22 protein-coding genes are annotated in these 22,535 nt (G+C 43.5%); 21 read left to right on the top strand and 1 reads right to left on the bottom strand.

What is annotated here, in order from left to right; all coding sequences use genetic code 11:
• The first annotated feature begins 38 nt into the window (after positions 1 to 38).
• The 20 genes from rimP (at position 39) to dapA (ending at position 18,641) form a co-directional block, all read left to right on the top strand.
• Positions 39 to 506, top strand: a complete 468-nt coding sequence (rimP, locus tag MHB50_RS09850) for a ribosome maturation factor RimP (protein ID WP_077111698.1) — start codon at positions 39 to 41, stop codon at positions 504 to 506.
• A 38-nt stretch (positions 507 to 544) separates the two neighbouring features.
• The gene (gene nusA, locus MHB50_RS09845) at positions 545 to 1,657 is read left to right on the top strand and encodes a transcription termination factor NusA (protein WP_077111697.1); all 1,113 of its coding nucleotides are present in this window, start codon (positions 545 to 547) and stop codon (positions 1,655 to 1,657) included.
• Between the two features lie 12 nt (positions 1,658 to 1,669).
• Positions 1,670 to 1,945, top strand: coding sequence for a YlxR family protein (locus tag MHB50_RS09840; protein WP_077111696.1), 276 nt, complete (start codon positions 1,670 to 1,672; stop codon positions 1,943 to 1,945).
• A 14-nt stretch (positions 1,946 to 1,959) separates the two neighbouring features.
• On the top strand, positions 1,960 to 2,247 hold the full coding sequence (locus tag MHB50_RS09835; RefSeq protein ID WP_077111832.1) for a YlxQ family RNA-binding protein: 288 nt from the start codon (positions 1,960 to 1,962) through the stop codon (positions 2,245 to 2,247).
• A gap of 14 nt (positions 2,248 to 2,261) precedes the next feature.
• Positions 2,262 to 4,559 (top strand): translation initiation factor IF-2, encoded by a 2,298-nt coding sequence (infB, locus tag MHB50_RS09830; protein ID WP_339163463.1) that lies wholly within the window; start codon positions 2,262 to 2,264, stop codon positions 4,557 to 4,559.
• Positions 4,556 to 4,834 (top strand): DUF503 domain-containing protein, encoded by a 279-nt coding sequence (locus MHB50_RS09825; RefSeq protein ID WP_077111694.1) that lies wholly within the window; start codon positions 4,556 to 4,558, stop codon positions 4,832 to 4,834. Before infB ends, MHB50_RS09825 begins: the two co-directional genes overlap by 4 nt.
• 15 nt (positions 4,835 to 4,849) lie before the next feature.
• The gene (rbfA, locus tag MHB50_RS09820; protein WP_077111693.1) at positions 4,850 to 5,191 is read left to right on the top strand and encodes a 30S ribosome-binding factor RbfA; all 342 of its coding nucleotides are present in this window, start codon (positions 4,850 to 4,852) and stop codon (positions 5,189 to 5,191) included.
• 193 nt (positions 5,192 to 5,384) lie between these two features.
• Positions 5,385 to 5,603: a hypothetical protein gene (locus MHB50_RS09815; protein ID WP_205179905.1), complete on the top strand. Its 219-nt coding sequence runs from the start codon at positions 5,385 to 5,387 to the stop codon at positions 5,601 to 5,603.
• Positions 5,604 to 5,809: 206 nt separating this feature from the next.
• Positions 5,810 to 6,724, top strand: a complete 915-nt coding sequence (gene truB, locus MHB50_RS09810; protein WP_205179902.1) for a tRNA pseudouridine(55) synthase TruB — start codon at positions 5,810 to 5,812, stop codon at positions 6,722 to 6,724.
• A 7-nt stretch (positions 6,725 to 6,731) separates the two neighbouring features.
• Positions 6,732 to 7,673 carry a bifunctional riboflavin kinase/FAD synthetase gene (gene ribF, locus MHB50_RS09805; RefSeq protein WP_205179900.1) on the top strand — a complete coding sequence of 314 codons (942 nt, stop codon included), beginning with the start codon at positions 6,732 to 6,734 and terminating at the stop codon, positions 7,671 to 7,673.
• A 130-nt stretch (positions 7,674 to 7,803) separates the two neighbouring features.
• Positions 7,804 to 8,073 (top strand): 30S ribosomal protein S15, encoded by a 270-nt coding sequence (gene rpsO / locus MHB50_RS09800; RefSeq protein ID WP_077111690.1) that lies wholly within the window; start codon positions 7,804 to 7,806, stop codon positions 8,071 to 8,073.
• A 267-nt stretch (positions 8,074 to 8,340) separates the two neighbouring features.
• On the top strand, positions 8,341 to 10,458 hold the full coding sequence (gene pnp, locus MHB50_RS09795) for a polyribonucleotide nucleotidyltransferase (protein WP_077111689.1): 2,118 nt from the start codon (positions 8,341 to 8,343) through the stop codon (positions 10,456 to 10,458).
• A 106-nt stretch (positions 10,459 to 10,564) separates the two neighbouring features.
• Positions 10,565 to 11,530 (top strand): polysaccharide deacetylase family protein, encoded by a 966-nt coding sequence (locus tag MHB50_RS09790; protein WP_205179898.1) that lies wholly within the window; start codon positions 10,565 to 10,567, stop codon positions 11,528 to 11,530.
• A gap of 30 nt (positions 11,531 to 11,560) precedes the next feature.
• Positions 11,561 to 12,799 carry a pitrilysin family protein gene (locus MHB50_RS09785; protein ID WP_205179887.1) on the top strand — a complete coding sequence of 413 codons (1,239 nt, stop codon included), beginning with the start codon at positions 11,561 to 11,563 and terminating at the stop codon, positions 12,797 to 12,799.
• Positions 12,800 to 13,322: 523 nt separating this feature from the next.
• Positions 13,323 to 13,556, top strand: coding sequence for a YlmC/YmxH family sporulation protein (locus MHB50_RS09780; RefSeq protein WP_340085206.1), 234 nt, complete (start codon positions 13,323 to 13,325; stop codon positions 13,554 to 13,556).
• Positions 13,557 to 13,741: 185 nt separating this feature from the next.
• Positions 13,742 to 14,638 carry a dipicolinic acid synthetase subunit A gene (dpaA, locus tag MHB50_RS09775; RefSeq protein WP_205179928.1) on the top strand — a complete coding sequence of 299 codons (897 nt, stop codon included), beginning with the start codon at positions 13,742 to 13,744 and terminating at the stop codon, positions 14,636 to 14,638.
• 2 nt (positions 14,639 to 14,640) lie between these two features.
• Complete coding sequence (gene dpaB, locus MHB50_RS09770) at positions 14,641 to 15,240, top strand: dipicolinate synthase subunit B (RefSeq protein ID WP_077111685.1); 600 nt, start codon at positions 14,641 to 14,643, stop codon at positions 15,238 to 15,240.
• Positions 15,241 to 15,421: 181 nt separating this feature from the next.
• Positions 15,422 to 16,489, top strand: a complete 1,068-nt coding sequence (asd, locus tag MHB50_RS09765) for an aspartate-semialdehyde dehydrogenase (RefSeq protein WP_205179885.1) — start codon at positions 15,422 to 15,424, stop codon at positions 16,487 to 16,489.
• A gap of 13 nt (positions 16,490 to 16,502) precedes the next feature.
• On the top strand, positions 16,503 to 17,735 hold the full coding sequence (dapG, locus tag MHB50_RS09760) for an aspartate kinase (protein WP_205179884.1): 1,233 nt from the start codon (positions 16,503 to 16,505) through the stop codon (positions 17,733 to 17,735).
• An 18-nt stretch (positions 17,736 to 17,753) separates the two neighbouring features.
• Positions 17,754 to 18,641: a 4-hydroxy-tetrahydrodipicolinate synthase gene (dapA, locus tag MHB50_RS09755; RefSeq protein WP_205179883.1), complete on the top strand. Its 888-nt coding sequence runs from the start codon at positions 17,754 to 17,756 to the stop codon at positions 18,639 to 18,641.
• A gap of 436 nt (positions 18,642 to 19,077) precedes the next feature.
• Here dapA and MHB50_RS09750 read toward each other — a convergent pair whose 3' ends face one another.
• On the bottom strand, positions 19,078 to 20,553 hold the full coding sequence (locus tag MHB50_RS09750; RefSeq protein ID WP_340085205.1) for a PAS domain S-box protein: 1,476 nt from the start codon (positions 20,551 to 20,553) through the stop codon (positions 19,078 to 19,080).
• Between the two features lie 206 nt (positions 20,554 to 20,759).
• Between MHB50_RS09750 and MHB50_RS09745 the strand changes: the two genes are divergently transcribed.
• On the top strand, positions 20,760 to 22,427 hold the full coding sequence (locus MHB50_RS09745; RefSeq protein WP_339163450.1) for a ribonuclease J: 1,668 nt from the start codon (positions 20,760 to 20,762) through the stop codon (positions 22,425 to 22,427).
• The last annotated feature ends 108 nt before the right edge of the window (positions 22,428 to 22,535 follow it).

Genomic DNA, 22,535 nt, shown 5'->3' with positions numbered 1-22,535 from the left:
CTTTGATATACATGGATACCTGAACATAGGAGGTTTGTATGAGTAAAGTAACAGACACAGTAGAGAATCTTGCGGCTCCTATTTTGGACGAAATGAAACTTGAACTGGTCGATATTGAATATGTAAAAGAAGGAAAAAACTGGTTTCTCCGCCTCTTCATTGACAAACCGGATGGTGTTGATATTGAAGAGTGCGGCATAGTCAGTGAGCGTCTTGGCGAGAAGCTTGATGAAGTAGACCCGATTCCCCATAATTACTTTCTGGAAGTCTCCTCGCCCGGAGCGGAGCGTCCTTTAAAGAAAGAAGCCGACTTTGCCAATGCGGTTGGAAAGCAAGTTCATGTTAAAACATATGAACCGATCGATGGGGAAAAAGTGTTTGAGGGACGGTTAACGGAGTTTAACGGAGAAAACCTGCTAGTTGAAGTGAAAATAAAAACCCGGACAAAGACGTTTGAAATTCCAATCAATAAAGTGGCAAAAGCCCGCTTGGCAGTCGTCTTTTAACAGGTAAAGCGAAGAATAATAAAGGGGAGGACATGGTCATGAGCTCAGAATTAATGGATGCTCTAGTCATATTGGAAAAGGAAAAGGGAATTTCCCGGGATGTCTTGATCGAGGCGATCGAAGCCGCTTTAGTATCTGCGTACAAAAGGAACTTTAACCAAGCACAAAACGTTCGTGTAGACATGAACTTGGAAACAGGAACGATGAGGGTTTTTGCCAGAAAAGAGGTAGTGGATGAAGTTTTTGATTCCAGGCTTGAAATTTCATTGGAAGAAGCCCATACCATTAACCCGGTCTATGACACAGGGGATATTGTAGAACTCGAAGTGACCCCGAAGGAGTTTGGCAGAATTGCGGCACAAACAGCAAAACAAGTCGTCACCCAACGGGTAAGAGAAGCAGAAAGAGGGATCATCTATTCCGAGTTTGTGGACCGGGAAGATGACATTATGACCGGAATCGTGCAAAGGCAGGACCCGCGTTTTATATATGTCAGTCTTGGGAAAATTGAAGCATTGCTTCCGCAAAGCGAGCAAATGCCCAACGAAACATACAAACCGCATGACCGAATTAAAGTGTACATTACGAAAGTCGAAAAAACGACGAAAGGTCCGCAAATATTTGTATCAAGGACACATCCGGGATTGTTAAAGCGATTATTTGAAATCGAAGTCCCTGAAATATATGATGGAACCGTTGAAATTAAATCGGTTGCGAGAGAAGCGGGCGACCGCTCCAAAATTTCTGTAGCGACAGACCAAGAAGATGTCGATCCGGTTGGTTCATGTGTCGGACCGAAAGGTTCAAGAGTTCAGGCAATCGTGGACGAATTAAAGGGTGAAAAAATAGATATTGTTGAATGGTCACAAGATCCGGTTGTCTTCGTCGCCAATGCTTTAAGTCCATCCAAAGTTCTCGATGTAATCGTGAATGAGGAAGAAAAAGCCACGACAGTTGTCGTTCCGGATTATCAACTATCGCTGGCTATCGGCAAGAGAGGGCAAAACGCGCGACTCGCAGCAAAATTGACCGGTTGGAAAATCGATATTAAAAGTGAGACAGATGCAAGAGAAGCTGGCATTTATCCAAGGGATCTGGAGGAAGAAGAGTCAGACGAATCATTCGATTTTATAAACGAAGAAATCGAATAGAGGTGAAGCAAGATGGTAAAAAAGAGAAAGATACCACTCCGCAAATGTGTAGCAACGGGAGAGATGAAGCCAAAGAAAGAAATGATTCGGATTGTCCGTTCCAAAGAAGGTGAGATATCTGTTGATGTAACGGGGAAAAAGTCCGGGAGAGGGGCTTACCTGTCAAAAGACAGGGAAGTCATCATGAATGCACGAAGAAAAAATATTCTGGCGAATCATTTACAGGCAGATGTCACAGACGATGTATACGAAGAACTTCTTTCTCTTGTTGAAGAGGAAAACAAGTGAAACAAGCTAAAGGGATGTCGTTACTTGGTCTGGCACATCGGGCCAGGAAAGTTGTTTCAGGGGAAGAACTGGTAGTCAAGGAAATCCAGAGTGGACGTGCCAAACTGGTCATTTTGGCGAAAGACGCCTCCCATAATACGGCAAAGAAAATCAAGGATAAATGCCAATATTACCATGTGCCTTTACGGCATGTAGACACTAGAAAAACACTCGGCCATGCCATTGGCAAGGATGCGAGGGTTGTGGCAGCGATATTGGAAGCGGGTTTTGCTGAAAAAATTGCTGCTTTGCTTTATGAATAAACGGGGGTGAACATATGAGTAAAATGCGTGTATATGAATATGCAAAAAAACAAGGTATTACCAGCAAGGATGTTATTGATAAGCTGAAAGGCATGAATATAGAAGTAGCCAACCATATGTCAACAATTGAGGGAGGAACGGTTACGAAGCTTGACGCCATTTTTAAAAAGAAAGAATCCCGGCCGCAAGATGCGAAACGGAAAGAAAAACCAAATCATGGGCGGCAGAGAAGTACGGAGAACATAAAGACGCAAGGAAAAGATAACCGCAAAAGCGGAGCAACCGGCCAGCAGGGGAGACAGAAAAATTACAAACCCCAGCAGCAGGGACAAAATGCTCAAGGAAGCCAGCAAAATGCCCAAGGAAGCCAGCAAAATGCCAAGAACGGACGGAATCATAAACCGAACAATCAAAAGAGCGAAAGCGGGCAAAGACAGCACGGAAAAAGCCAATTCAAAGGCGGAAACAAAGGACCGAATCGCAACAGGAAGCAAAATCAACAACGCCAGCGCCAAAAGCAACACCAACATCAGCCTGCTCCGCCGAAACAAAAAGAACTTCCGGAAAAAATCACTTTTACGGAATCTCTCTCAGTGGCTGAACTTGCTAAAAAGCTTCATAGAGAACCGTCCGAGATTATCAAAAAGCTCTTTATGCTCGGTGTGATCGCAACGATTAATCAGGAGCTTGACAAAGATGCGATCGAATTAGTTTGCGCCGAATATGGTGTGGAAGTAGAAGAAGAGATTCAAATTGATAAAACGGACCTTGAAGTGTATTTTACCGAAGATCAAGAAAAAGAAATGGTGGAAAGACCAGCAGTCGTTACCATTATGGGACACGTTGACCATGGAAAAACGACGTTGCTTGATTCTTTACGGAATACTAAGGTGACTGCCGGAGAAGCTGGCGGCATTACCCAGCATATCGGTGCCTACCAAATTGATTCAAACGGCAAAAAAATCACATTTTTAGATACGCCGGGACATGCCGCGTTTACAACAATGCGTGCAAGAGGAGCGAAAGTAACCGACATTACCATTTTGGTCGTTGCCGCAGATGACGGTGTCATGCCGCAAACTGTTGAAGCGATTAATCACGCGAAAGCGGCAGAAGTTCCCATTATTGTAGCCGTCAATAAAATTGATAAACCAACCGCCAATCCGGATCGTGTGATGCAGGAATTGACTGAACATGGGCTTGTTCCGGAAGATTGGGGCGGAGATACCATTTTTGTTCCCATTTCTGCTTTAAAAGGAGAAGGAATCGATTCGTTACTTGAGATGGTTCTCCTTGTGAGCGAAGTAGAAGAATTAAAAGCAAACCCAGCAAGGCTTGCCCTTGGCACCGTGATCGAAGCCCAGCTTGATAAAGGACGCGGCCCGGTTGCCACACTACTCGTTCAAAATGGTACATTAAAAGTGGGAGACCCAATCGTTGCCGGTAATACGCATGGACGTGTACGGGCCATGGTGAATGATATGGGGCGAAGAGTAAAAAAAGCTGGACCTTCTACCCCTGTTGAAATTACCGGATTGAATGATGTACCGCAAGCAGGTGATCGGTTTGTCGTGTTCGAGGATGAAAAAACAGCCCGCCAAGTCGGGGAGGCTCGTTCTCAACAGGCATTGCAAGCATTAAGAAATGAAAGATCCCGTGTAAGCCTTGATACGCTGTTTGAGCACATGAAGCAAGGAGAAATGAAAGACCTCCATGTCATCATCAAGGCCGACGTACAAGGCTCTGCTGAAGCATTGGCGGCTTCTTTACAGAAAATCGAAGTGGATGGCGTCAATATCAAAATCATTCATTCCGGTGTCGGGGCCATCAATGAATCTGACATTACCTTGGCCGCGGCTTCCAATGCCATCGTCATTGGCTTTAATGTCCGTCCGGATGTCAATGCTAAGCGGGCGGCTGAATCCGAGAATGTGGACATACGTCTGCACCGGATTATCTACAAGGCTATTGAAGAAATTGAAGCAGCCATGAAAGGGATGCTTGATCCTGAATATGAGGAAAAAGTAATTGGCCAGGCGGAAGTAAGACAAACATTCAAAGTTTCCAAAATCGGTACAATTGCTGGTTCCTACGTAACAGATGGAAAAATCACCCGCGACAGCGGAGTCCGCCTGATTCGTGATGGCATTGTTATTTTTGAAGGCGAAATTGACGATTTAAAACGTTTTAAAGACAACGTTAAAGAAGTCGCCCAAGGATACGAGTGCGGGATTACGATTAAAAACTTCAATGACGTAAAAGAAGGAGATGTCATCGAGGCTTTCCTAATGGAAGAAGTTGAACGTGCTTGATCGGCTTTGCATTGATAGAATTTCGTATATACAATACCCATTCGCTCAAGGATAAACGATCAATCGTCAAGCGTATACTGACAAGGGCCAAACAAAAGTTTAATATTTCGATTGCCGAGGTGAAGCATCAGGACTTATGGCAGCGTACTGAAATTGCGATTGCCGCTGTTGCTTCCACCAGGAAAAGGGCTGAACATGAATTGGAACATGCCATTGAATTCCTCGACTCTTTTCCAGAGTGGGAGAGAATCGGAACTACGTATGAATGGCTGTAATGTGAGGTGTCGAAAATGAGTCTGCGAGCCCATCGTGTGGCAGAACAAATGAAAAAAGAACTGGGAGAAATTATTTCTCGCAAGATTAAAGATCCGCGGGTAGGGTTTGTAACAGTCACCGATGTACAGGTGACCGGTGATCTTCAGCAAGCAAAAGTGTTTATATCCGTCCTTGGAAACGAGGAGGAAAAGGAGAACACTTTAAAGGGATTGGCAAAAGCCACTGGTTTTATCAGATCCGAAATCGGGCAAAGAATACGGCTCCGTAAAACCCCGGAAATAAGCTTTGAATTTGATGAATCCATTCAATATGGAGATAAAATTGAAAAGCTGTTGAAAGAATTGAATGGAGAATAGGATAGACGCCCGGTCTATCCTTTTTTCCTCGTTAGGAAAGATAACAGAGACATGATAAAAGCAGCCAGACAATCATCTGCGTCTTCAGGCTTGGTGCTAAACGATGTGTTCTTCATCAGATCAAAAAAGTGGAATTGAAAGGAAAGAAATGATATGCCCGCTCCAATTCTCGCCGGACAGGACGTCTTAGTGCATGGGAAGTAATAGGCCAAAAGAAGTCTCCGGCAGCGATATCATCGTACGAAGAGCGACTGCTGCTTTTGCAAGGCTTGAGCGAGTCGCTGGACAGGGCGTCCAAGTGCATGGCGAAGTGACACGGATGCGCCGCTTTGAGCCAGCAGCCGGCCAAGGATGGCAATATCCGCTTTGTCCACAAGGCGGTTGGATGTATAAGCTCGGCATAAGGCCATAAGGATGGCAATATCCGCTTTTGCCCTAGATCACAAGTGTATCGTGTCTTAGTTTGGCAAGGAGCTTGCTATTCTAAAGAGATTTCTTTCATAAAAGGATCAGCTTGTCGATCGGGCCCGTGCGCCTACTTGGCGTTTCGGGGCTGGTTATTCATATTGAGAGCAGGAAGGTGCGGGCGTCATTCATAAGCGAGGAGGTTAAGTGCGGTTGGAAGGGATTTTACCAATCTGGAAGCCCAAAGGGATGACATCCCATGATTGTGTTTACAAAGTTCGAAAAAGGCTCGGGATCAAAAAAGTTGGCCATACCGGCACTCTCGACCCGGATGTTACGGGGGTTTTACCCATTTGTCTTGGCAGGGCGACGAAAATTGCCGAATATATAACGAATGCAGGAAAAGAGTATGAAGGCGAAGTGACACTTGGAACCTCTACAACAACAGAGGACTCATCCGGTGATATTGTCGAAAAGAGATTGGTACAAGAGATTTTTCCCCTGGAGAGAATCGAAGAAGTCCTGCAGTCGTTCAAAGGAGAATTAAAGCAGATTCCTCCGATGTATTCAGCTGTAAAAGTAAAAGGGAAGCGTTTATATGAATATGCCCGTGCAGGCATCACTGTTGAGCGGCCGGAAAGAACTGTTTATATCTATCATATCCAATTATTGGAAAACGCTGTTGAGCTGCAAGACGGCTTGCTGTCTTTTCGTTTCTCTGTTCAATGCAGCAAGGGAACCTACATCCGAACACTTGCCGTTATGATTGGGGAGAAGCTTGGCTATCCAGCACATATGTCGGACCTCGTCAGAACAGCATCCGCTTCGTTTCGGGAAGATGACTGTGTGACGTTTGAAGAGCTTGAAAAACTGGTCCAAGCAGGGAAGGCGGCGGAAGCGATTTTTCCGCTGGAAAAAGGGATTTCTCATTTGCCGCATCTTGCAATTAGTGATAAATTAGCGATAAAAGTACGAAATGGTGCGGTTCTGCCTGAACCGGAGCATTGGCCAGGCGACGAAACTGTTTTGGCGCATAAATCTAAAGCAATCGCCATCTATAAAAATCATCCCGAAAAACCCGGACAAATTAAACCAGTCAAAGTTCTAGAAACAAATGAAATTAGGTGAACATAGAGTGAAAGTGTTAATGGTCCAGCATCCTCATACCTTTCAGCAGCACGATTTCCCGCCGCTTGTCATGGCTCTTGGATTTTTTGACGGAGTTCATCTTGGCCATAGGAAAGTCATCGAAACGGCTAAAGCCGCGGCAGTGAATAGCGGCTGGAAAAGTGCTGTTATGACGTTTGATCCCCACCCGTCGGTTGTCCTTTCGCAGGAAAATCGTCCGGTGGAATATATCACACCTTTAAAAGAAAAAGCTGACTTGATATCCAAGCTGGGAATAGACTATTTGTTTATCGTCCGATTCACGTCCTCTTTCGCTAATCTTGACCCGGCGCAATTTGTACAGCAGTATGTAATCGATTTGAATGTTCGGCATGTCGTTGCCGGGTTTGATTTTACATATGGCAAATACGGAAAGGGCACGATGGATACGCTTCCGCACCATGGGATGGGGATATTGCAAGTAACGACTGTAACCAAAATGGAAGAAGGCAATGAAAAAATAAGCTCCACCGCCATTCGAGAAAAGCTTCGGGAAGGGGACACCGAATCAGTTATAACGTTTCTGGGGCGCTATTATGAAACGAAAGGCACTGTCATCCACGGAGAGAAACGCGGTAGACAGCTCAGCTTTCCAACGGCAAATATCCAATTAAATGAGGATTATATTATCCCCAAACCCGGCGTTTACGCAGTGCGGCTCTTCGTTAATGGGCGTTGGGAAAAAGGTGTGTGTAATATTGGTTATAAACCGACTTTTCATGATCCGGGTCAATCCCATTTATCTATTGAGGTACATCTTCTCCATTTCAAGCGTTCAATCTATGGCGAGGAAGTCACAATCGAGTGGCGGCACAGAATAAGGGATGAAAAAAAGTTTCATAGTTTAGAGGATTTGAAAGCTCAAATTGCATATGACATTGTAAGAGCATCCGACTTTTTGCAAGCTTGACCTATTTTTAAACTTGATTTTTCCAAAAGAAAGATGTATCCTAAAACAGTATCTTAGAACCGTTGCTTGGCAATGCGACTCACCGACGCTTGCTCGGTAACAGGGGATGAAAAACAGGAGGTGAAGGCAGTTGTCCATTTCTCAAGAACGAAAAAATGATATTATCAGCCAATATCGAATTCATGAAACAGATACCGGTTCTCCGGAAGTACAAATTGCGGTTTTGACCGAAGAGATCAATAATTTGAACCAACATCTTCGAACCCACAAAAAAGATCATCATTCAAGACGGGGATTAATGAAAATGGTTGGACGGCGCCGGAATTTATTGACATACCTGCGCAACAAAGATGTGCAGCGTTATCGTGAATTAATCGACAGACTTGGCCTGCGTCGATAAAATCGTGGGGAGTCAGCTTAAAAAAGCGGGATCATCTCCCGCTTTTTTGTTAGGATAAAAAAGAGAAGATGACAAATCCTGAACCCAGCAAATGACAAATGTGCCGTGAGAAAATATACAAAACTCCGGCATATATAGACTGAACATTGGACATGGATATGACAGGGATCATATTCTTGTCGAATGTTCAGTTACATGCGGGCAGGTGCGTTCATCTATCCTCTTTAATAAAATTTATTCGTATATGAAAGAGAGGCGTTACTCACTATGAGCCATGAAAAGAAAGTTTTTGCCATAGAATGGGCCGGTCGGAAACTGACCGTTGAAGTCGGCCAATTGGCCAAACAAGCAAACGGTGCTGTTTTTGTCCGATATGGGGACACGGCAGTTTTAAGCACCGCTACAGCTTCAAAAGAAGCAAAATCAGTTGACTTTTTTCCTTTGACAGTCAATTATGAAGAACGTTTATATGCTGTTGGAAAAATCCCGGGAGGATTCATTAAAAGAGAAGGACGCCCGAGTGAAAAAGCGATTTTGGCGAGCCGCTTGATCGATCGGCCAATCAGGCCGCTTTTTCCGGACGGCTTCCGGAATGAAGTCCAAGTCGTCAGTATTGTCATGAGTGTCGACCAAAACTGCTCATCCGAAATGGCGGCCATGTTTGGATCATCCCTGGCGCTTTCCATATCTGATATTCCGTTTGAAGGACCAATTGCGGGAGTCGTTGTCGGAAGAGTGGATGGCCATTTTGTCATTAATCCGACAGTGGAACAAATGGAGAAAAGTGATATTGACCTGACTGTTGCCGGAACGAAAGATGCCATTAATATGGTGGAAGCCGGTGCGGATGAGGTTCCTGAAGAAACGATGCTGGAAGCGATCATGTTTGGGCATGAAGAAATTAAACGCTTAATTGCTTTTCAGGAGGAAATTGTTCAACAAGTTGGTAAAGAAAAAAGGGAAGTTGAACTTTTTGAAGTTGATCAGGAATTAGATACAGAAGTTCGTTCCATGTGCGAGCAATCGTTGGTTGCGGCGATACAGGTTGAAGAAAAACACGCCCGCGAAGAAGCCATTCAATCCGTAAAGGACGAGGTGATTGCTGACTTTACCGGACGGGAAACGACCGATGAAGATACGTTAAAGCAAGTAAGCTATATTTTGGACCATCTCGTAAAAGAAGAAGTACGCCGCTTGATTACAGTTGAAAAAGTTCGTCCCGACGGAAGAAAACCGGATGAAATCAGGCCGCTTCAATCTGAGGTTCGCCTGTTGGCAAGAACCCACGGTTCTGGTCTGTTTACAAGAGGTCAAACACAGGCCCTAAGCATATGTACCCTTGGAGCGCTGGGGGATGTCCAAATATTGGATGGACTAGGAATCGAAGAATCGAAGCGATTTATGCATCACTACAATTTCCCTCACTTCAGTGTCGGTGAAACTGGACCCATTCGCGGTCCCGGCAGAAGGGAAATTGGCCACGGGGCACTCGGCGAACGTGCTTTAGAACCAATCATACCAAATGAGGTTGAATTTCCTTATACGATACGTCTTGTGTCGGAAGTATTGGAATCCAACGGATCTACCTCGCAAGCAAGTATTTGCGCGAGCACGCTTGCGATGATGGATGCAGGTGTTCCCATCAAGGCGCCTGTTGCCGGTATTGCCATGGGACTTGTGAAATCCGGAGATCATTACACAATCCTTACCGACATTCAAGGAATGGAAGATCACCTGGGTGATATGGACTTTAAAGTGGCTGGAACGAAAAACGGTATAACGGCGTTGCAGATGGATATTAAAATAGAAGGGCTCTCCAAGGAAATTCTTGAAGAAGCCTTGCTACAGGCGAAAGAAGGGCGCATGGTCATTCTTAAATCGATGATGGCAGCGATCTCCGAGCCGCGCAAAGAATTATCGCCATATGCGCCGAAAATCGTCACACTTCATATTAATCCAGATAAAATCCGGGATGTAATTGGACCAAGCGGAAAACAAATTAACAAAATCATCGAGGAAACCGGAGTTAAAATTGATATAGAGCAAGACGGAACCGTGTTTATTGCATCAGCTGACGATACAATGAACCAGAAAGCGAAAAAGATTATCGAAGATCTCGTTCGCGAAGTATCCGTGGGGCAAGTGTATTTAGGAAAAGTAAAGCGGATCGAAAAATTTGGCGCGTTTCTCGAATTGTTCCCAGGAAAAGATGGACTTGTCCATATTTCCCAATTGGCAGAAGAAAGAGTGAACAAAGTCGAGGATGTTGTATCGCTCGGTGACGAACTGCTTGTAAAAGTGATTGAAATCGATCAGCAAGGCCGCGTTAACTTGTCACGCAAAGCCATTTTAAAAGAGCAAAAAGAAAAGCAGTCAAAAGAATAACGTGTTACATGCCAGGTACTGTGCCTGGCTTTTTACATATTGCTACAATTGGTCTACCTTGTCTTCCTCCTTCATAAAGTAATGTTGAAGGAGGCCAAATGTCGAGATGAATACAAAAAACTTGCTTGGTTTCGGACTAGTTGCTATTCTAGCAATATTGACCGTGTCTAATCCTTTTACGAGCACCTATGTACATCAGTTAAAAAATGAAGCGGTTCAAACATCATCCAGCGAAAATAAGCTGTTAAAATCAATTGAAGCTGCCGCAAAAAAATATGACATACCGCCGCAAGATGCGCAAATCGACAGAGTATGGAAGGCGATGCCGGGGTATAACGGAATACAAGTTGATATTGAAGCGTCCTATAAAAAGATGAAAGGGCGTTCTTTCGATGAGCGCAAACTTGTATTTAAACAAATTCCGCCCAAAGTACACTTGGACGACTTGCCCCCTGCGCCAATTTACCGGGGACATCCCGACAAACCAATGGTCGCACTTTTAATTAATGTAGCTTGGGGAAATGAATATTTACCGTCTATTCTGCAAACATTGAAGAAACACAATGTACAAGGAACATTCTTTTTAGAAGGGCGTTGGGTAAAAGAAAATCCGGATTTGGCGAAAATGATTGCTGCCGGAGGCCATGAAATTGGCAACCACTCCTACAGCCATCCTAAAATGGAGTCGCTTGGAACTGCCCAAGCGCGAGAAGAAATTGTAAAGGCCAATGAAGTGATTGAAGCCACGACAGGAAAAAAGCCTGTCTGGTTCGGCCCGCCTAGCGGGGGATTTCGGGAAGAGACAATTGAAATCGCCCACGACCTGAACATGAAAACCGTACTTTGGACGGTGGATACCATTGATTGGCAGAAGCCGTCGCCAGGTACAATTTTGAAGCGTGTCATGTCGAGGGTCCATCCTGGTGCGATGATCCTCATGCACCCGACCGATCCAACCGCTCAAGCTCTGGAACAGTTAATCATTCAAATAAAAAGCAAACATTTAAGGATCGGTACAGTAAGTAAATTAATGGATGAAGAATATATAATCAAAATACAAACTGCTCAATAGATTTTTGCACCACGAACAGGAGGAAGCATAGTGATAAAGAAATATACATGCCAAAACGGAGTAAGGGTCGTACTAGAAAAAATGTCCACTGTTCGCTCTGTAGCTATCGGTATTTGGGTGGGAATCGGCTCCCGTGATGAACTGACAGAGAATAACGGAATTTCCCATTTCTTGGAACATATGTTTTTCAAAGGGACAACTACCCGAAACGCAAAAGAATTGGCTGAAGCATTTGATTCCATCGGTGGCCATGTAAATGCCTTTACTTCAAAAGAATATACTTGCTATTACGCCAAGGTGCTGGACAACCACGCAAAATTTGCTTTGGAAACATTGGCGGACATGTTTTTCAATTCAACCTTTGCAGAAGATGAACTCAATAAAGAGAAAAACGTCGTCCGGGAAGAAATTAAAATGTATGAAGATACACCTGACGATATCGTTCATGACTTATTAAGCAAAGCGGCATATGATACACATCCGCTTGGTTTTCCCATATTGGGAACAGAACAATCGCTCTCTACTTTTACAAGTGATTTGCTCAATGCTTACGTTGAAGACAAATATATTCCCGAAAATATCGTCATATCTGTTGCGGGAAATATTGACGAGCAGTTTATTTATGAGATTGAGCGCTTATTTGGAAACTTCGAAAGAAAGGGGAGGCCATCCCCCGAAACGAAGCCTGTTTTTCAAACGAACAGAGCGGTCAGACAAAAAGAAACGGAGCAGGCCCATCTGTGTGTCGGATTTGAAGGTTTACCCATCGGACATCCAGATATATACAAGTTGATCGTCATGAACAATATTTTCGGAGGAAGCATGTCTTCTCGGCTGTTCCAAGAAGTGCGGGAGGAAAAAGGACTGGCCTATTCGGTATTTTCTTACCATTCTTCATTTAAGGACAGCGGACTGGTGACTATCTATGGTGGGACAGGATCAAATCAGGCGGATGAGTTGTTTGAAACGATTCGAAAAACACTCAGTGTCTTAAAATCAGCAGGAGTAACCGATAAAGAACTGACCAACAGTAAAGAACAACTAAAAGGGAATTTAATGCTGGGATTGGAAAGCACGAACAGCAGAATGAGCCGAAATGGCAAAAATGAATTATTGTTGAGAAAGCACCGTACACTAGATGAAATTATTGTTGAAATTGATAAAGTAACAGTAGGCTGTGTAAACGAAATGGCTGAAAAGATATTTTCAGATGAATACACCTTGGCATTGATCAGTCCCAAAAAACAGCTGACACTTGCAGCTAACTGAGACTAGGACATAAAAATACGAAATAGCAAAAACCGGACAATTCATTTATAATTGTTCGGTTTATTTTTGTAAAAAAATCCCTATCATCGCTACGTCAACATATTTTGCTTTCCGCAGGTCTCTTCAGCTTCCTCGTAAAAGCAAAGCTCGCTTTCCTGCGAGATCTTCAGCTCGAGCTATTCCCGCAGGAGTCTACATATGTTGACTACGCTAAAAGGTACACTGGGACAATTTATCCGGCATGTAAGGTGCCCATATACACCTCTTCAAAATCTTGAGTGAATACAAAAGGCCTAAGTGGGAGAAAACGGCACCTAAATGCCCGATTGGTTCAACTAACATTCAGTAGGAGCCCTACTGAATGAAGTTTGTGCGTTTTTTCATCAAACTGATTTAGTTGTATCCCAGCTTTTTCCATTTTTCGTTCTTTCAATGTGAAATTCACTAAGGTGCTTTTGTCATTCTAAATCAGTTGAACGGGCTATATATTGTATTAAAGAAAGAGCAATATGGAGGTGGGAAGGTGCGGTTAAGCGAACTGGGTGGAAAAGAAATTGTGGACTTTAAAAAAGCGGAACGATTAGGGATACTGGGCCAGGCTGATCTGGAAATCAACAGCGGCACCGGTGAAATAAACAGTTTAATCATTCCAACGGGAAAATGGATGAGAAAATCTGGGGGCGAAATCAGAGTTCCTTGGAGGAATATTCGAACAATTGGGTCAGATATGATTATTTTAGAAGTCCAGGAATCGTAAAGCAGATGTCAAAATGCCGGATCTCTTTCTTATCGGAAAGAGGTTACCGGCATTCTTTCATTTTAAAGAAGCAGTGTACAAATTGATATAAACGTCCATAGAATGCCAGGCACTCATCCCCTGGTTAAACATACAATATGGAAGCGGAGGGATTTACCATGGATAGAGAAGATGATGGAAACTTAATGTTGACTGATATGCAAATTGTCATCATAGGGGGAGATGCGAGGCAACTGGAAATTATCAAAAAGCTTACCGAACTGGACGCCAAAGTGTATCTGGTAGGATTTGAACATTTGGATCAGCCTTTTACCGGCGCAGTAAAAGAGAAGCTTCATGACATTCATTTTGCGGAAATGGACGCCATCGTATTGCCCGTCCCGGGAACAAACCCGGAGGGGGAGATCGAAACGATCTTTTCAAACGAAAAAGTTGTCCTCACTGAGCAAGTTTTACGCCATACTCCTTCCCACTGTACCGTTTATTCAGGAATCAGCAATCGTTATTTAAACAAGATTACAAAAAATGCCGACAGAAGACTGGTCAATTTATTTGAACGAGATGATGTGGCCATATATAACTCGATTCCTACCGTGGAAGGAACGATTTTGATGGCGATACAAAACACCGAGATTACCATCCATGGCTCTTCGGTTGCGGTATTGGGGCTGGGAAGGGTCGGGATGAGTGTTGCCAGAGCTTTTTCTTTACTCGGAGCAAAGGTCAAGGTAGGATCCAGGAAAACAGCCGATCTTGCAAGGGCGACAGAAATGGGGCTTGATTCATTTCATTTAAGTCAATTAAGAAATGAAGTGAATGATATTGATATTTGTATCAATACAATCCCCCATCTTGTCATCAATGCCGCTGTGATTGCGCAAATGCCTTCACATACGCTTATTATTGATTTGGCTTCAAAGCCTGGAGGGACAGACTTTAGGTATGCGGAAAAACGGGGAATTAAAGCGTTACTCGCTCCTAGTCTTCCTGGAATTGTTGCGCCAAAAACGGCCGGCAATATTTTGGCAAATGTTCTATCAAAATTGCTTGCGGATGATTTACAAGAACGAAAGGGGACGTAACCATGAGTTTGAAGGGAAAACGCATTGGTTTTGGATTGACCGGATCTCATTGCACGTATGATGCCGTATTGCCGCAAATTGAAAAGCTCGTTCAATTGGGGGCGGAAGTTATTCCGGTTGTAACATACACGGTTAAAAACACCGATACGAAATTTGGGGAAGGCGAAGACTGGGTCGCCAAAATTGAAAGTCTGGCGGGCCGAAAGATAATCGGCTCTATCGTAGAGGCGGAACCGCTGGGACCCCAAACGCCTCTTGATTGTATGGTTATTGCTCCAATGACTGGGAATTCAATGAGCAAATTCGCCAATGCTTTAACCGATTCCCCCGTCCTCATGGCCGCGAAAGCTACACTGCGAAACCGGAGACCCGTTGTATTGGGAATTTCAACCAATGATGCTTTAGGGTTAAATGGCGTCAACTTAATGAGGTTGATGGCCGCCAAACATATATATTTTATTCCGTATGGGCAAGATAATCCGGAAAAAAAGCCGACATCCATGGTGGCACGCATGGATATGCTCCCTGAAACGGTTGAAGCAGCCATTGAAGGCTATCAAATCCAGCCGGTCATTATAGAGCGATTTCGGGATGGCGATTAAATGTAAAGGGAAAAGGAGAAATCGCCAACTCTCTTTTCCCTGCTCGTTCTTGCCCTGTTGCAACTTTTCCACAAAACAGTATTAAAAGCTTTTAAAAATGTGGTAGAATGATTATTATTGAATAAATCCTGTAATACCTAGTTTTTAAGAAAAGTTGTCGGGATTGGGAGGAGAGTTTTATATGTCAAATTCTACAGGCTATCATGTTGCTGTTATGGGAGCGACAGGTGCGGTTGGCCAGCAAATTATTCAAACACTTGAAAAGAGGAACTTTCCTATTCGTAAATTAACATTGCTTTCGTCAGCACGTTCTGCAGGCAAGCAAGTTTCATTTAACGGAGAAACAATCACTGTGGCAGAAGCGGTTCCTGAATCATTTGAAGGGGTAGACATAGCTTTGTTTAGCGCAGGTGGCAGCGTTTCACAAAAGTTCGCAAAAGAAGCCGTTAAACGAGGAGCAATCGTGATCGATAATACAAGTGCATTCCGTATGGATCCGGAGGTGCCGCTCGTTGTTCCCGAAGTAAACGCAGAAGCATTGAAAAACCACCGGGGAATTATCGCAAACCCAAATTGTTCCACTATTCAAATGGTTGTTGCCCTTGAGCCGATCAGAAAAGCCTTCGGCTTAAATAAAGTGGTTGTCTCCACTTATCAGGCGGTATCCGGGGCAGGAGCAGCCGCGATCGAAGAGTTGAATGATCAATCGAAAGCGATTCTGGATGAAGAACATTACGAGCCGCAAATCTTACCGGTTGGCGGCGATAAAAAACATTATCAAATCGCTTTTAACGCGATTCCGCAAATTGACAAATTCACAGACAACGGCTATACGTTTGAAGAAATGAAAATGATCAATGAGACGAAAAAAATTATGGGCATGCCTGATTTGAAAGTAGCGGCTACATGTGTCCGTCTTCCTGTTGAAACTGGCCATTCCGAGTCGGTTTATATTGAAATTGGACAAAATGACGTAACAGTTGAAAATATGAAGGAAGTCCTGAATGGTGCACCCGGTGTAACATTGCAGGATGAACCGAAAGAACAACTATACCCAATGCCGGCAATGGCCGCGGGCAAAGAAGATGTCTTTGTTGGGAGAATCCGTCAAGATTTGGATGAAAAAAATGGGTTCCATATGTGGATCGTTTCTGATAATCTACTTAAAGGAGCTGCACTAAACACGGTTCAGATCGCAGAAAGCCTGGTTAAATTGGGTTTAGTCAACGCTCCACAGCATAGTTCGTAATCGGGGTGTTATCATGAAAGTAATTGTTCAAAAATTTGGCGGCACATCTGTCAAAAACAGCGAAACACGTGAACATGCAAAAAATCACATTATAAATGCGATTCATAACGGGTATAAAGTAGTCGTTGTTGTATCCGCAATGGGTCGTAAGGGAGACCCATATGCGACGGATACATTGCTTGGCCTGATTGGCGGTAATCAAACAACGCTGTCAAACAGAGAGCAAGATATGCTTTTGGCATGTGGAGAAACGATTTCCAGTGTCGTTTTTACACATGCTTTGAAGCAAAAAGGTATTCAAGCTTCCGCTTTTTCCGGAGCGCAGGCGGGATTTGTGACAAACCGCGACTATACAAACGCAAAAATATTAAAAATGAAGTGCGAGCGCCTGATCGAAGCATTAAAGACCAATGATGTGGTCGTCGTTGCCGGCTTCCAGGGCGCGGCTGAAAACGGAGATATCACCACGATTGGCCGCGGAGGGAGCGACACATCTGCAGCAGCTCTTGGGGCGGCGCTTAATGCCGAATACATTGATATCTTTACAGATGTAGAGGGAATGATGACGGCGGATCCGCGGATTGTCAAAAAAGCCCGTCCGCTTACAGTGGTTACTTACAACGAAGTATGCAACATGGCTTATCAAGGGGCGAAAGTCATTCACCCCCGGGCTGTTGAAATTGCCATGCAGGCTAAAATACCTTTGCGAATCCGTTCGACTTATTCGGAGTCCCCAGGCACACTTGTTACAACGTTAGACCGGAAAAACAACATGCCTGATGTCCGCGAACAGCTCGTAACAGGTATTGCCCATGTGGAAAATGTTTCCCAGATTAAAGTAACGGCCAAAGAGGGGCAATATTATTTTCAATCCGAAGTATTTAAAGCAATGGCCAATAAACATATCAGTGTTGATTTTATTAATATTTCACCGAACGATGTTGTCTACACCGTACCGGAAAATACGATTGACCGTGCCGTTGAGGTCTTGAAACAACATGGATACGAACCTGAAGTTGAACGTCATTGTGCCAAAGTTTCTGTTGTAGGAGCGGGAATCACCGGTGTTCCGGGAGTTACGGCAAAAATTGTTACTGCGCTGGCTGAAAAGGAAATCCGTATTCTGCAAACTGCAGACAGCCATACGACAATTTGGGTCCTTGTCGAAGGAAAAGATTTAGCGGATGCCGTGAATGCTTTACATGATGTGTTTGAATTGCAAAAAGAAAAAATAGAATATGTGTAAGGTTGAGGTGTAAATACAATGGCTCAATTTGGCAGAGTTTCAACGGCGATGGTAACACCATTCGATAACAAAGGCAATATAGATTTCAAAAAAACAATGAAACTTGTCAACCATCTGATCAACAACGGGACCGATTCTTTGGTTGTATCAGGAACAACAGGGGAATCCCCCACACTGACAACGGAAGAAAAACTCGCCCTTTTTGATCATACTGTCCGTGCGGCCGATGGCCGTATACCTGTCATTGCGGGTACGGGCGGTAATAATACGTATCAGTCAATTGAACTAACGAAGCGTGCAGAACAATTAGGCGTAGATGCAATTATGCTGGTAGCCCCTTATTATAATAAACCGAACCAAACTGGATTATATCAGCATTTTGCCTCAATTGCCGAGGCTACTTCTCTGCCTGTCATGCTATATAATATTCCGGGCAGATCAGCTGTCAATATCCATCCAGAAACAATCATTGAGTTGTCGAAGATAGACAACATTGTGGCTGTGAAAGAAGCAAGCGGAGATTTGGATGCGATGGCAAAAATAATTGCCGAAACAGATGACAACTTCGTATTGTATAGTGGGGACGACGCCTTTACGCTGCCTGTATTATCCATTGGCGGTGCTGGAGTCGTATCGGTGGCAAGCCATATCATTGGGAATGAATTACAAGAAATGGTACGCTATTTTTTAAATGGAGACCATGCAAATGCCGCACTTCTTCATCAGCGATTACTACCACTAATGCGGGGCCTGTTCCATGCTCCCAGTCCAACACCGGTTAAGACTGCTTTACAGTTAACCGGATTTGATGTGGGGTCTGTCCGTCTTCCGTTGGTTCCTCTAACGGAGGATGAAAGGTTGAATTTGCAGGCACTGTTGAAAACTGTAAAAGTAACCAATTGTTAAGCTGGGGCATAAGCAAATACGAAATAGCAAAAACCGAACAATTCATTTATAATTGTTCGGTTTATTTGTGTTAAAAAAATTCCTATCATCGCTACGTCAACATATTTCGCTTTCCGCAGGTCTCTTCAGCTTCCTCGGAAAGCAAAGATCGCTTTCCTGTGGATCTTCAGCTCGAGCTATTCCTCTACATATTTTGACTACGCAAAAAGCTTGCGTATGATACACTGGGACAATTGATCCCGCATGTAAGGTGCCGTAAGACTCCCACTTCAAAATCTTGCGTGAATACAAAAGGTCCAAGTGGGAGAAACGGCACCTACATGCCCGATTGGTTCAACTAACAATCAGTAGGAGATGGAAGAAAACGCCTACTGAATGAAGTTTCACTGTATTGTTCGTTTTTCTCAGCTGATTTTGTTGTGTCCCAGCCTCATTTTCACTTATGGTCATTATCCGTATCCGGTTTTGGGAGAGGGGGCCCTTGGCCAAGCTCGTCATTTTCGGTGATGTCTGCTGCAGGCATGATGATGCTGATTGTAGTTCCTTTGTTTAGTTCACTGTCAATTTTGATTGTTCCGCCATGATTTTTAATGATGCGATTACAAATCATCAATCCAAGGCCCGTTCCTTTTTCCTTTGTACTGTAAAAAGGTTCTCCCAGATTGGGGATTCTTTCCTTCGGAATGCCTACTCCTGTATCTTGCACCCTTGTTAATATTTTGCGGTAACTTAAATTTTGCGCCGTAATATAAATTTTTCCTCCAGCCTTTGGCATCGCCTCTATCGCGTTTTTAATAATATTAATATATACTTGTTTCAGTTTATTCGGTTCACCCTTAATCCACGGATTTGAAAGCTCAAAATTCGGTATGATTTCCACATTATGCAAAATGGCTTCCGATTTAAACAAGTCGATGGTGCTGGAAAGTAGTTGGCTAATATCAAGGTTTTCCAAGCGGGAGGGCTGCGGTTTGGCCAATATGAGCAAATCGCTCACAATATCTTCAATTCTTTCCAGTTCATCCAAAACCACATTCAGGTAATCATTATCCTCTTCCTGGCTTAATAACTGTGTAAATCCTTTAATGACGGTAAGTGGATTTCTAATTTCATGAGCTATTCCGGCCGCAAGCTGGCCGACAACCGATAACTTTTCAGTCCGGTGCATCAATTCTTCGGCCTTTTTTTGTTCCGTCATATCGCGTATTAAAATTTGATATGTACTACGTTCCTTATATTTTGTAGGGATCAATTTCACTTGGACATGCTTTAGTTGTTCATCGTGGCGGGATATTTTCATCTCAAACGTCTCGTTCAAACCCGTTTTCAGCAATTGTTTTTGAAAAACAGCATGTGACTCCATAGGGAGAAAGTCGAAAACGGATTTTCCGATCAGCTCTTCTTTTCCGGTTACGCCAAACAATTTTTTCCCCGCTTCATTAATATAAATAAAATGTCCGCGTTTCGTAATAATGCCGACCGTATCTTGAAAATTTTCCACGAGAAGGCGATAAATTTCTTTATTCTCCTCCAATTGTTCCTTAGTGGCAATTTGAAATGTGACATCCCTTGAAATACAAGAGATTTGCTTTGGTTTTTCACCATCAAGAAAGGGAATGATCGCCGTTTCCAGCCATATATAATCCCCTTCCTTCTTGCGAAAACGATAATATATTTTTTGGTGTATATTGCTTGAAAAGGAGTCTTCAACTTGATGTTTATCCGCAGGGTGTATGAGTTCGAAAAGAGGAGTATTAAACAATTCGTCCTGTTCGTACCCAAGCAAAGAAACGGAAGTTGGTGATACGTATGTAAAAGAGCCGTCCAAAGCATGGCGGGAAAAAAGGATGTCCGAAAATTGGATAAAAGAACGGTACATTTCCAGTTCGTGAAAAAGAGAGTCCTTATACATATTGCTGCCCCTTTAATATTTTTCATAGGTTGGTTAATTGGATTGTATCATAGACAGCTCATATTTGCTTGTTGGACGGCGCTGGCAACATGTAGCTATTTTTTTTGGGTGACAGTTGGGTTGAAGATGGAAATAACAATCAAGTATAATAAAACATAACTGATTTCATTTGATCGGGAATAAAACACCATGGGAGGAAAAATATTTTGACTAAAATAAAAAACGAAAGTATTAAAATTGTCCCGCTTGGGGGGGTGGGCGAGATTGGGAAAAATATGTATGTCGTTGAGGTGGATGAGGAGATCTTCGTGATCGATGCCGGCCTCAAGTTTCCAGAAAACGAAATGCTTGGCATTGATATCGTCATTCCAGATACGACATGGCTTGAAGAACAAAGGGAACGGATCAAAGGAATATTTTTAACGCACGGCCATGAAGACGCCATCGGGGCGCTTCCCTACGTACTGCAAAAAATAAATGCCCCTGTATATGGAACGAAATTAACGATTGCCCTTGCAAAGGAAAAACTGAAGGAAAATAGCGTCAAACCAGTCCGTTTCCAGACGATCAAGTCCGGTTCCAGGCTGAAATTTGACCGGGCAGTAGTTACGTTTTTCCATACTACACACAGCATTCCGGATTCTGTAGGCATTTGTATTCAAACATCGGAAGGAAAAATTGTCCATACGGGCGACTTTAAATTCGACCAGGCAGCTACCGGGTTGTACAGGGCGGAAATCGGAAAAATGGCCAGTATTGGCGAGTCCGGGGTATTGTGTCTTTTATCAGACAGCACGGAAGCGGAACACCCAGGTTATACTACGTCAGAGGCAGTGACGGAAAGGGAACTGTCCTCCATTTTTCATTCGGCAACAGGAAGAATTATTGTGGCTTGTTTCGCGTCGAATTTTATCCGAATCCAGCAAGCGCTTGATGCCGCTTTTGAAAATGGACGGAAAGTGGCTATTGTAGGAAAGAGCATTGAACGCAGCTTTGAAATAGCGCTCAAATTAAACTATTTATCTCTTGCCGGTACGGATTTAATTATTCCAATCACCGATATTGGCAAATATGATGACAGTGAAATTGTCATTATATCCACTGGAACAATGGGCGAGCCGCTGGAAGCACTACAAAAAATGGCAAGACAAAACCATAGACAGGTAAATATTAAAAAAGGTGATACGGTATTGATTACAGCAACTCCATCGGTTGGGTTGGAAACATTTATGTTCAAGACGATCGACCTTCTGTACCGGGCGGGCGCGGTTGTCAATACACCATACCGTAAAATACACGTATCGGGCCACGGCAGCCAGGAAGATTTAAAATTGATGCTTAACTTAATGAAGCCCAAATATTTTATTCCGATCCAAGGAGAATACCGCATGCTGTTTTCTCACGCGAAACTGGCGGAAGAAACAGGGCTGGCCAGAGACCACATATTTATACCGGCAAACGGGGAAGTCATTGAATACAAAGACGGAAAAATGAGGCAAGGCGGCAGAGTTCCTGCCGGGAATGTGTTAATTGACGGCATAGGAGTAGGTGATGTTGGAAACATCGTACTTCGCGACCGGAAATTACTATCCCAGGACGGCATTTTTACGGTTGTTGTCACATTGGACAAGAAGCATAAACGCATCGCGTCAGGACCGGAAATTATATCACGCGGGTTTGTTTATGTCAGAGAATCGGAAAAATTAATCGAAGAATCCACAAAAATCGTACGAAAAATCGTGGAACAAGCGGTAGCGGAAGGTTCTTTTGATTGGGCGGGAATCAAGCAAGATATCCGGGACAAACTCAATCAATATTTATTTGATCGCACAAAAAGAAGGCCGATGATTTTGCCGATCATCATGGAAATATAAATCAGTTGCGATAAAAGCGTTCAAGAATTTGTTTTTCTTGAACGCTTTATCTTTGAATGGAAAAGTGGAAACAGGCAAATAATAACGTGGAATTCTTTACCTCAGGAG

Origin of the sequence: Siminovitchia sp. FSL H7-0308 (assembly GCF_037980985.1) — a bacterium.
GTDB classification, from domain to species: Bacteria; Bacillota; Bacilli; order Bacillales; family Bacillaceae_C; genus Siminovitchia; species Siminovitchia thermophila.
This window is presented reverse-complemented; position numbering and strand designations above follow the sequence as displayed.

What these genes read in the sequence shown, in the direction of transcription:
- rimP (WP_077111698.1), top strand. Translation starts at nt 39, where the DNA reads ATGAGTAAAGTAACAGACACAGTAGAGAATCTTGCGGCTCCTATTTTG.
- nusA (WP_077111697.1), top strand. Translation starts at nt 545, where the DNA reads ATGAGCTCAGAATTAATGGATGCTCTAGTCATATTGGAAAAGGAAAAG.
- MHB50_RS09840 (WP_077111696.1), top strand. Translation starts at nt 1,670, where the DNA reads ATGGTAAAAAAGAGAAAGATACCACTCCGCAAATGTGTAGCAACGGGA.
- MHB50_RS09835 (WP_077111832.1), top strand. Translation starts at nt 1,960, where the DNA reads ATGTCGTTACTTGGTCTGGCACATCGGGCCAGGAAAGTTGTTTCAGGG.
- infB (WP_339163463.1), top strand. Translation starts at nt 2,262, where the DNA reads ATGAGTAAAATGCGTGTATATGAATATGCAAAAAAACAAGGTATTACC.
- rbfA (WP_077111693.1), top strand. Translation starts at nt 4,850, where the DNA reads ATGAGTCTGCGAGCCCATCGTGTGGCAGAACAAATGAAAAAAGAACTG.
- MHB50_RS09815 (WP_205179905.1), top strand. Translation starts at nt 5,385, where the DNA reads ATGGGAAGTAATAGGCCAAAAGAAGTCTCCGGCAGCGATATCATCGTA.
- pnp (WP_077111689.1), top strand. Translation starts at nt 8,341, where the DNA reads ATGAGCCATGAAAAGAAAGTTTTTGCCATAGAATGGGCCGGTCGGAAA.
- MHB50_RS09790 (WP_205179898.1), top strand. Translation starts at nt 10,565, where the DNA reads ATGAATACAAAAAACTTGCTTGGTTTCGGACTAGTTGCTATTCTAGCA.
- dpaA (WP_205179928.1), top strand. Translation starts at nt 13,742, where the DNA reads ATGTTGACTGATATGCAAATTGTCATCATAGGGGGAGATGCGAGGCAA.
- dpaB (WP_077111685.1), top strand. Translation starts at nt 14,641, where the DNA reads ATGAGTTTGAAGGGAAAACGCATTGGTTTTGGATTGACCGGATCTCAT.
- asd (WP_205179885.1), top strand. Translation starts at nt 15,422, where the DNA reads ATGTCAAATTCTACAGGCTATCATGTTGCTGTTATGGGAGCGACAGGT.
- dapG (WP_205179884.1), top strand. Translation starts at nt 16,503, where the DNA reads ATGAAAGTAATTGTTCAAAAATTTGGCGGCACATCTGTCAAAAACAGC.
- dapA (WP_205179883.1), top strand. Translation starts at nt 17,754, where the DNA reads ATGGCTCAATTTGGCAGAGTTTCAACGGCGATGGTAACACCATTCGAT.
- MHB50_RS09750 (WP_340085205.1), bottom strand. Translation starts at nt 20,553, where the DNA reads ATGTATAAGGACTCTCTTTTTCACGAACTGGAAATGTACCGTTCTTTT.